Origin of the sequence: Actinosynnema sp. NPDC020468, assembly GCF_040642015.1 — a bacterium.
Taxonomy (GTDB): domain Bacteria; phylum Actinomycetota; class Actinomycetes; order Mycobacteriales; family Pseudonocardiaceae; genus Actinosynnema.
Genome location: NZ_JBFAEO010000094.1, coordinates 1 through 10,089, shown reverse-complemented (window position 1 = coordinate 10,089; position 10,089 = coordinate 1). Strand labels below are relative to the sequence as shown.

Below are 10,089 nucleotides of genomic sequence, written 5' to 3'. Positions count from 1 at the left end.
CGCCCGCCCCGGCGGTGGCCGGCGCCGCGGGCGGACGCGGCCCCGGCGCGGCGGTCGTGGGCGGCCGCGCGGGGCGGGGCGCCCGCGGGGGCGCCCCCCCGGCCCGCGCCCACGCCGGTCACCCCGCCGTCACCCGCGCCCCGACCACCGGCCGCGGTGGTCGCCGCCGACGGTCGGCCGCCGGTCGAGCCCGAGGGGTTGCCGTCGGGTGCGGACGTCGCGCCGGACAGCGAGGTCGACGGCGCCACGCTCGGCGGCTCGCTGGTGGCCAGGGCGGCGTCGGTGCGCGGCGACCGGGCGCGGTTGGACGGGGTGGGCCGCACCGACGGCTACCTGCTGCGGGTGCTCGGCGACCACCACACCCGGCCCGCGCTGGTGTCCGTGGTCGCCTCCGGCAGGCCCGGACCCGCGACCCAGGCGCTGACCAGGACCGCCTGCCAGGCGCTCGTGGCGCAGCTGTCCCGGTTGGGCGTCAGCATCGACACGTCGTGGCGCTCGGGCGACCTGCGCGCGGTGCGCGGTGTGCTGGAGGGTGTGCTGCCCGCCGTGCACGGCCGGGTCGCCGAACTGGCCCGCGTCCGCAACCTGTCCGGACCGGCCGCCGAGGTCGGGCTCACCTGCGTGGTCAGCGACCTGGGCGACCGGTCGACCCGGCGGCACCTGGCGTTCCGGGTGGGGCGGGGCAACGCCTTCCTGCGCGACGGCGACGAGTGGGTGCCCGTGCTGCCGGAGAACCCGGACGCGGACGTGGAGGTCGCCACCGTCACGACCCGGCGCGGCGACCTCCTGGCGCTCACCACCGGCAGCGGCGCGCGGGCGTTCGGGCGCACCGACGTGGGCCCGGTGTTCGCCGAGCAGTGGCGTTCCGCGCCGTCGGACCTGGTCGACTTCCTGCGCCAACTGGGCGTGCGGACCACCGCGACCGACGACGACCGCACCGTCGTGTGCCTGTGGGATTTCACACCGCCGACCGACCACGCGGCGACAGAATGAGGTCATGACCGAACACCACAACCACCTCCGGGGCCCGGTGTTCGATCCGGTCGTGCAGGCGCGCGACATCAGCGGCGGGGTGCACATCGGCGCGACCCACCCCGTCGCCCGGTCCCGCTACCGCGAGTACGTCCGCCAGATCGCACCCGCCGCGCTCGTGGAGCGGGACGCCGAACTCGCCGCCCTGGCCGCGTTCTGCGCCGCCGCCGGCCCGCACTACCTGTGGTGGCGCGCGCCGAAGTGGTCGGGCAAGTCGGCCCTGCTGTCCTGGTTCGCCCTGCACCCGCCGCCGGACGTGCGGGTGGTGTCGTTCTTCGTCACCGCCCGGCTCGCGGGCCAGGACCACCGGGGCGCGTTCGTGGACGTGGTGCTCGAACAACTCGCCGAACTGCTCGGCCAACCCCTGCCCGCGTTCCTGCCCGAGTCGACCCGCGAGGCGCACCTCGTCGGCATGCTCGCCGAAGCCGCCGACCTGTGCGGCCGCCGCGAGGAACGCCTGGTGCTCGTGGTCGACGGCCTGGACGAGGACCGGGGCGCGGCGCTGGGCGGCCACAGCATCGCCGCGCTCCTGCCGCCGCGGCCCGCGCCCCACCTGCGCGTCGTGGTCGCGGGCCGGCCGAACCCGCCGCCACCCGCGGACCTCGACGCCCGGCACCCGTTGCGCGACCCGTCGATCGTCCGCGCCCTGACGCCGTCACCGCACGCGCTGGTGCTGCGCGACGACATGGAGCGCGAACTGGACGCCCTGCTGCGCGGCGCGCCGACGGCACAGGACCTCCTGGGTTTCGTCACGGCCGCAGGCGGCGGCTTGAGCGACCGGGACCTGGCCCACCTGACCGACCAGCCGGTCGCCGAGGTCCGCCGCCTGCTCCGCACCTCCGCGGCCCGCAGCTTCGACGTCCGCCCCAGCACGTGGCGCCCGGACCGGCAGGTCTACCTGCTCGGCCACGAAGACCTCCGCGCCACCGCCGAGGACCACCTGGGCCCGACCCGCCTCGCCCACTACCGCGACCGGCTGCACGCCTGGGCCGACACCTACCGCGCCCGGGCGTGGCCCGCCGACAGCCCGGAGTACCTGCTGCGCGGCTACCACCGCCTCCTGGTGGCCACCGGGGACCTGGACCGGCTGATCGCGTGCGGAACCGACCGCGCCCGCCACGACCGCGTGCTCGACCTCACCGGCGGCGACCTGGACGCCCTGACCGAGATCACCACCGCCCAGGACGCCCTCCTCACCCACGAGCACCCGAACCTGACCGCCCTCGCGAGACTGGCCGTCCACCGCGACCGCCTGATCACCCGCAACTCCACGATCCCGGCCGCCCTGCCCGCCCTGTGGGCGCTCCTGGGCGAGCCGGCCAGGGCCGAGGTGTTGACCGACCCCGGTCGCAACCCCGCCGCGGCGGCACACCTGTCCGCCGCCTACAGCACCCTCGGCGACCTCGACCGCGCGGAGGAACTCGCCCGCGCGATCACCGACCTCGACCGGCAGTCGACCGCCCTGGTGGCGCTGGTGAAGGCCGCGGCCGCGGCGGGGGAGTTCGCCCGCGCGGAGGCGGCGGTGGTGCGGATCCGGGACGTGATCGGCAAGGCGGACGCGGAGTTCGTGCTGATCCGCGCCCTCCTGCTGGCGAGCCGGACACCCACCGAGCTGATGGAGCGCGAACTCCGCCAGCGGGCGCTGGTCCGGAACCTGGCGACCAAGGCCCGGGCCGCCGGCCGGTGGGAGATCGTGGTCGAGGCGTACGCGGCCATCGGCGAGTTCCGCGAGGCGCGCCGGACGGTGGACTCGATCCCGAACGCGGGTCGACGGATCGAGGTCAAGGCGGCGCTCGCCCGGTTCACCGCCGATCCGGAACTCCTGGCGCAGGCGCGGACCGAGGCCCGCGAGGCGGACCTGACCGGGCCGACCGAGCTGCTCGTGGCGGTCACCGCCGAGATCGGCGACCGGGAGCAGGCCGAGGCACTCGCCGCGACGCTCGAGGACCCGTCGACGGACACGCTGCTCGCGCTCGGCACGGCGGCCGCGGTGGCGGGCGACATCCGCTACGCCAGGGACGTCGCCACCCGGGTCGAACGCGCCACCCGGTCCACAGTGGACACCACGGGCCGGGACCACCGCGCGCTGCTGCTCGCCCACGCGCGAGCGGGCCGGGAGGAGGTCGCCCGGGAGATGATCGCGGCGGAGACCGATCCGTCGACGGTGGTGTGCGCGCTGCTCGAGCTCGGCGACCTGGACGCGGCGGAGCGGGTGGCGATCCTCGACGGCGGTTCCGCGGCGGACCTGGACCTCGTGGTCGACATCGCCGCGGCGCGTGGCGACCACGACCGCGCCGAACGGTTGGCCCTGGCGCACCAGGACGCCGCGACCCGGCTCGACGCCGTCCTGAGGCTCGTCCCGCTGGTCGACCGCGACCGGGTGCCGCGGCTGATCTCCTTGCTGCCCCACGAGTTCTGGCGCACCGAGGCGTGGATCTCGGTCGTGGACGGCGCGGCGGCGGCCGGGATCGCCGACCCCGACTGGCGGGTCCGGCTGCTGACCGCGGTGGCCGCCGCGACCGGGTCGCGCACCGCGGTCGCGGAGGCCGAGGCGGTGATCCGGCGGATGCCCAACCCGTACGCCAGGGTGCGGGCGTGGGTCCGGTTGGCCGGCGCGGCGGACCACGGCCGCGACCTCCTCGCCCGCGCCGAGATCGCCGCCGACACCATCCGGCGACCCGCGCACCGGGCCAGGGCCAAGGCGTCGGTGGTGGCGGCGCTCGCCGGGCTCGGCGACCACGACCACGCGCTGGCCCTCGCCGGGACCATCGGCGTGCCGGGGTGGCGCGCGGTCGCCGAGACCGCCGTGGTCAAGGCGCTCGCCGCGCACGAGTGGTTCCACCGCGCCGAGGTGGTGGCCGCCGGCATCACCGACCCCCGCAGGTCCGTGGTGGCGCACCGGTTCCTCGCCACGGCGCTGGCCGCGTCGGGCGAGCCGGACCGCGCACTCGGCGTGGTCCACCTGCTCCCGGAGGCGCACCGGCCGGAAACCCTCGCCGCGATCGCCAAAGCCGTTGTCGCGCAACGACTCCGTTGCGACGCGTTGACCGACCTGCTGAACCGGGACGCCGAGTCGCCGGACCCGGCCGTCCGGACCTGCGCGCTGGAGGCCCTGGTGATCCTCGCCGTCGCCGACCGCGACCTGGCCCGGGCCGAGCGGACGGCCGCCGCGATCCCGGACCGGGCGCGGCAGGCCGAGGTGTGGAGGGACTTGCTGGACGAGGAGGAGGTGCGGCGGACCGGGCGGCCCGCCGCGCGGATCCTGCACCTGCTGGAGTGGACGGCCGCCCTGCCGCTCGCGAAGTGGCACCCGGAGGTGCTGGCGGCCGTCGACCGGGAGGTGCGCGGCTAGTCGAACGAGACGGTGTCCAGCCAGGCCCGGAAGGTCAGCAGACCCGGGTGTTGTGCGCGCAGCGCCGGGATGTCGGCCTGCCAGCTCTCGAACGCCTTGGCGCGGTCCTGGTCGTCGGCCTTCATCCCCAGCGACCGCACCACGTCGGGCGGCAGGGGCGCGCTGTCCAGGGCGCGGCCGATCTTCGCCTCCAGCGCGGCCACCAGGTCGGCGCGGTCGAGCCGGTCGCCCGCCAGGTCGAACCGGCGGCCCACGTAGTACCCCGGGTCGCCGAACGCCAGCGCGGCGAACACCCCGATGTCGCGCACCGCGATCAGCTGCACCGACGCGCCCGCCGGGATGAGCCGGATCAGCGGCAGCTCGCCGGTCGCGGCCCACGGTCCGCGCAGGTGGTTCTCCATGAACATCACCGGCCGCAGCACGGTCGTCGGCAGGCCGAGGTCGGTGAGGTGCCGCTCGATCCTCAGCTTGGTGTCCCAGAAGCTCGGCCCGTGGCCGCTCTCCACGCCGCCCACCGACGTGTAGACCAGGTGCCGCACCCCGGCGGCGTGCGCGGCGTCGGCCACGTTCACGCCCATCCGCACCTCGGCCTCCTGGTCCTCGACGGACTGGCCGGTCGGCTGCACGCTGAACACGCCGTCGACGCCCCTCACCGCGGCGTCGAGCGACGCGCGGTCCAACTGGTCGCCGCGCACGAGCGTCGCGCCACGCTCGGCCAGTAACCGGGCGGCGGGCGCGTCGACGTCGCGCACCAGGGCGCGCACCGACCAGTCCGCCTCCAGCAGGGCGCGCGCGGTCGACCCGCCCTGCGACCCGGTGGCCCCCGTCACGAGCACGGTCCGGCTCATGGTGTCCCCTTCGGTAGAATCCCTTGCGGAGCAGTGCTCCGGAAAAGTATCGGAGCACTGCTCCGGTTGTCAACGACGGGAGGACGCCGGTGACCGACCGGCCGCGCGCCGACGCGCGTCGCAACCACGACCTGATCGTGTCGGTGGCCGCCGAGGCCTTCGCCGAGCACGGCACCGACGCGTCGCTGCGCGAGATCGCCCGCCGCGCGGGCCTCGGCATCGGCACCCTGTACCGGCACTTCCCGACCCGCGACGCGCTGCTGGAAGCGTTGCTGCGGCAGAACTTCGACCGGTTGCGCGGGCTCGCCGAGACCAGCACGGGCGCCCCGCGCGAGGCGCTGGTCCGCTGGCTCGGCGAGGTGGCCCGCGGCTCGACCACCTACCGCGGCCTGTCCGAGCAGGTGATGGCGGCGCTGGTGGACGAGAGCTCCGAGCTGCACGCGTCGTGCGTGGCGATGCGCGCGGCCGGAGCCGTCCTGCTGGACCGGGCGCAGCGGGACGGCTCGGTGGCCGCGGACGTGACCGCGGTCGAGGTGCTCTCCCTCGCGGCCGGCGTGGCGTGGGTCAGCGAGCGGTCCCCGATCGAGGTCGACCGGCTGCTCTCGTTGGCACTGCGGGGTATTTGACCGACCGGTGTCAGGCCGCGCGCACGGGCCGCAGCACGACCCGGCCCACGAGTTCGACCAGCACGCCCGCGACGAGTCCGACGAGCACGCCCACCAGCAGCCGCTGCGGGGTCACGGCGAGCAGGAAGACCTTCTCCGCCACCAGGGGCACCGCGAGCACCAGGGCCACGACGCCCGCCAACCCGACCAGCAGCGCGGTCTTCCACCGGTCGAACGGCCGGGCGAGCAGCGACAGCGTCCACAGCGACGCGACCACCACCACGACCGTCGCCACGGTCTGCCCGGCCCGCGGACCGGCGTCCGGCTCCAGCCCGCGCACCACCATGTCTCCCGCGAACGCGGCCAGCCCGATCACCACCCCGGTCGGCACGGCCAACCGCAGCACCCGACCCAGGAAGCCGGGCACGTAGCGGCGGCGGTTGGGTCCGAGCGCCAGCACGAAACCCGGCACGCCGATGGTGACCGTGGAGATCATGGTCAGCTGGATCGGCGCGAGCGGGTAGGACACCGAGGTCGCCACCACGACCAGCGCGAGCACCAGCGAGTAGACGTTCTTCACCAGGAACAGGTTCGCGGCGCGCTCGATGTTCGCGATCACCCGTCGACCCTCGGCGACCACGTCCGGCAGGTGCGCGAACCGACCGTCCAGCAGCACCAGTTGCGCCACCGCCCTGGTGGCCGCCGCGCCGTTGCCCATCGCCACGCCGATGTCGGCGTCCTTGAGCGCCATCGCGTCGTTCACGCCGTCGCCGGTCATCGCGACCACGTGCCCGCGCCGTTGCAGCGCGCCGACGATCGCCCGCTTCTGCTGCGGCGTCACCCGCCCGTAGACCGCCGACCGCTCCAGCACGTCCGCGAGCGCGTCGGGGTCCTCGGGCAGCGTCCGCGCGTCGACCGCCTGGTCCGCCGAGGTGATGCCGGGCAACCCCACCGACACCGCGACCGCGCCGACCGTGCGCGGGTTGTCGCCGGAGATCACCCGCAGCGCCACCCCCTGCTCGGCGAAGTAGCGCAACGTGTCCGCGGCGTCGTCCCTCACTCGTTCGGCGAGCACGACCAGGGCCCGCGCAGCGAGGCCGGCGGGCAGCCCGTCGGCACCAGGAGCGGGCGCGGAGGCCAGCACGAGCACCCGCCTTCCCTGCGCCGCGATACCCGCCGCCTGGTCGAGCAGCGCGCCGGAACCGCCCGGGAACACCATCTCCGGCGCGCCGAGCACCCACGTGCCGCGGTCCGCGGTGTCCACCGAGGACCACTTGCGGGCCGACGAGAACGGCACGCCGCCGGTGCGCGTCCACGTGCCCGAGGTGAACTCGGCGGCCAGCGCGCCCGCCGTCGCGTTCGCGTCCGGCGCCGACGCGCACAGCGCCAGCGCCTCCCGCACCTCGTCCTCGCCGCCGTCGACCACGAGCCGGTCGAACACGATGTCGCCGTGGGTGAGGGTGCCGGTCTTGTCCAGGCACACCACGTCCACCCGGGCCAGCACCTCGACCGCGGGCAACTCCTGCACCAGCGTCTGCCGCCGGGCCAGGGTGACCGCGGCGACCATGAACGCCAGGCTGGTCAGCAGCACGAGCCCCTCGGGCACCATGCCGACCAGCGCGGCCACCGCGCCGGTCAGCGCGTCCTGCCACCCGCCGCCGCCGGAGACCCGCAGCTGGCTCCACAGCAGCAGCGGCCCGACCACCAGCATCAGCAGGGAGATCCAGCGCAGCAACCGGTTCGTGCCGGTGACCAGTTCCGAGCGCACCACGGTGAACCGGCGCGCCTCGGCGGTCAACCGCGTCGCGTAGGCCTCCGCCCCGACACCCGTCGCGGTGAACCGGCCGGTGCCCGCGACCACGATCGACCCGGACCGCACCTCGTCGCCGACGTCCTTGGCGACGGGGTCGGACTCGCCGGTCAGCAGCGACTCGTCCACCTCCAGCCCGGCCGCGGACAGCACCGGGCCGTCGGCCACCACCTGGTCGCCCGACCGCAGCTCCACCAGGTCGTCGGCGACCACGTCGGCCACCGCGACCTCCTCGACCCGACCGTCGCGCACCACCCGCGCGCGGGGCGCGTTGAGCACGGCCAGCCGGTCGAGGGTGCGCTTGGCCCGCACCTCCTGGAACACGCCGATCGCCGTGTTCGCCACGATGACCAGCCCGAACAACCCGTTCTGCCAGCGGCCGGTGAACAGGATGACCACGAAGAGGGCGAGCAGCAGCCCGTTGAACGGGGTCACCACGTTCGCCCGGACGATCTGCGCGGTGCTGCGGCTGGTCCGCGCGCCGGTGGCGTTCGTCCGGCCGGCCGCGACCCTGGCGGCGACCTGCGCCGCGGTGAGCCCGGCGGTGGCACGCATGTCGAGCATCGACACCTCCCCGTCGCCCCATCCTCTCCCGGCGACGCGATCCCCGCCGTCGATCGGCGCCGACCCGACCGCGGCCGCCACCGGGCGGACCGGGTGCGCACCCGAGTTCGCCCGGTGTGGTGATGAACGCTCTGTGACGTGCGCCGTTCACGGATGGGGTAGGGTTCGCGGCGGAAGTGAAGGGGAGTAGCCCCCAACGCCCCGGTCGACACACTGGTCCGCTCGCGGACCCGGCCGGGCGGCCTCATCCTCGCGGGATGGGGCGGGCGAGACCTTCGATCCAGGCATATCCGTATGCCGGGTCGAGGTCGCGCGCGTGCAGCCCCGGTCCGGTGTCAACACCGTCGGGAGCTTCGAGGCCGTGGACGCCGTCGCAGTCAGCACACTTCTCTCGTTCTGGGTCATCTTCGTCGCCGAGCTCGGCGACAAGTCGCAGCTGATGGCCCTGACCTTCGCCACCCGGTACAAGGTCTGGCCGGTCCTGATCGGCATCACCGGCGCGACCGCGCTGGTGCACCTGGCCTCGGTCGGCATCGGCTACGGGCTCGGCGCGGCGCTGCCCACCGGGTGGATCAACCTCGTCGCGGCGCTCGCGTTCCTGGTGTTCGGCTTCTGGACGCTGCGCGGCGACACGCTCACCGACGACGAGAAGGCCAAGGCCCAGCGCACGGTGAAATCGGTCGTCATCGCCGTCGGCTCGGCGTTCTTCCTGGCCGAACTGGGCGACAAGACCATGCTCGCCACCATCACCCTGGCCACCGACCACGGCTGGTTCGGCACCTGGATCGGGTCGACGCTCGGCATGGTCGCGGCGGACGCGCTCGCCATCGCGGTCGGCCGGCTGCTCGGCCGCAACCTGCCGGAGAAGGTCATCCGGTACGGGGCGGCGGCGCTGTTCTTCCTCTTCGGCGTGTGGCTCGCGGTCGAGGCCGTCCTCGAGCTGACCCGCTAGCGACCCGGCGCCGGGCGGCGGGAATCGTCCCACCGCCCGGCACCGGTCGTGGCTCAGCTGGTCTTCAGCACCACGTCGTCGACGACGAAGCTCGTCTTGAGGCTCGCGTCCTCGACGCCGGAGAACTTCAGCGTCACCGTCTGGCCGGCGAACTGGCCGACGTTGACGGACTTCTGCGCGTAGCCGGTGTTGGCGTCCACGTTGGAGAACGAGCCGACGGTGGTGCTGCCCAGGGTCACGGTCAGCTTGTCGTACGCCGTCTTCTCGGTTTCCTTGGTGTCGATGTGCAGCCAGTAGGTCAGCGTCGCGTTCGAGCACCCGGCCGGGATGGTCACCGACTGCGCGGCGCTGTCGGTGTGCGCCGAGCCGTACCCGTTCAGCCACGCCTTGTAGGAGCCGCTGTGCGCCGCCTGCTGCGCGCTGTTGTCGATGACGCCCGAGGTGATCGTCCACGGCGTGGTGCCGTTCTCGAACCCGCCGTTGCCGATCACGTCCGCGCTCGTGCAGCCGCCCGGGTTGCCGCCGGTCACCGTCAACGAGAAGGTCGCGCTGTGCGTGACCGCGCCGGTGCCCGAGACGGTGATCTGGTAGGTGCCGTTGGCCGTCGACGCGCCGACCGAGATCGTCGCGGTGGACGAGCTTCCGGACTGGACGCTCGACGGTGCGAACGAGACGGTCACGCCCGCGGGCGCGCCGGTCGCCGACAGGGCGACGGTCTGCGCCGAGCCCGCGGTGGTCTGGGTGCTCACCGTCGTCGAGGCCGCACCGCCGACCGCGACCGAACCCGAGGTGGGGCTGAGCGCCAGCGCGAAGTCGTTGGTCGCCGTGCCGACGGCCTGCTTCCAGATCGTGTACGCGACGCCGTCCGCGCTGCGGTCCAACGCGGTGGCGTTGATGTTCGACGTCGTGTCGCACGAGCTGTGGTA

Annotated in this window: 5 protein-coding genes and 2 pseudogenes; 4 read left to right on the top strand and 3 right to left on the bottom strand. The window is 74.7% G+C overall.

Features of this window, described 5'->3' with window-relative positions:
* Both AB0G50_RS35455 and AB0G50_RS35450 read left to right on the top strand, forming a co-directional pair.
* A pseudogene (locus AB0G50_RS35455) lies at positions 1–993 on the top strand (hypothetical protein); the annotation flags it as partial.
* A 4-nt stretch (positions 994–997) separates the two neighbouring features.
* Complete coding sequence (locus tag AB0G50_RS35450; RefSeq protein ID WP_360118348.1) at positions 998–4,384, top strand: hypothetical protein; 3,387 nt, start codon at positions 998–1,000, stop codon at positions 4,382–4,384.
* On the opposite strand, the gene AB0G50_RS35445 is transcribed toward AB0G50_RS35450, so the two are convergent.
* A complete protein-coding gene (locus tag AB0G50_RS35445; protein WP_360118345.1) occupies positions 4,381–5,232 on the bottom strand; it encodes an NmrA/HSCARG family protein in 852 nt (283 codons plus the stop codon). The genes AB0G50_RS35450 and AB0G50_RS35445 overlap by 4 nt on opposite strands.
* A gap of 89 nt (positions 5,233–5,321) precedes the next feature.
* Here AB0G50_RS35445 and AB0G50_RS35440 point away from each other — a divergent pair, with 89 nt between their 5' ends.
* A complete protein-coding gene (locus AB0G50_RS35440) occupies positions 5,322–5,858 on the top strand; it encodes a helix-turn-helix domain-containing protein (RefSeq protein WP_360118342.1) in 537 nt (178 codons plus the stop codon).
* A gap of 10 nt (positions 5,859–5,868) precedes the next feature.
* On the opposite strand, the gene AB0G50_RS35435 is transcribed toward AB0G50_RS35440, so the two are convergent.
* Positions 5,869–8,211 carry an HAD-IC family P-type ATPase gene (locus AB0G50_RS35435; protein WP_360118339.1) on the bottom strand — a complete coding sequence of 781 codons (2,343 nt, stop codon included), beginning with the start codon at positions 8,209–8,211 and terminating at the stop codon, positions 5,869–5,871.
* Positions 8,212–8,572: 361 nt separating this feature from the next.
* On the opposite strand from AB0G50_RS35435, the gene AB0G50_RS35430 reads away from it, so the two are divergent.
* A complete protein-coding gene (locus tag AB0G50_RS35430; protein WP_360118336.1) occupies positions 8,573–9,163 on the top strand; it encodes a TMEM165/GDT1 family protein in 591 nt (196 codons plus the stop codon).
* A gap of 53 nt (positions 9,164–9,216) precedes the next feature.
* On the opposite strand, the pseudogene AB0G50_RS35425 reads toward AB0G50_RS35430, so the two are convergent.
* Positions 9,217–10,089: pseudogene (locus tag AB0G50_RS35425) on the bottom strand (peptidase M28); the annotation flags it as partial.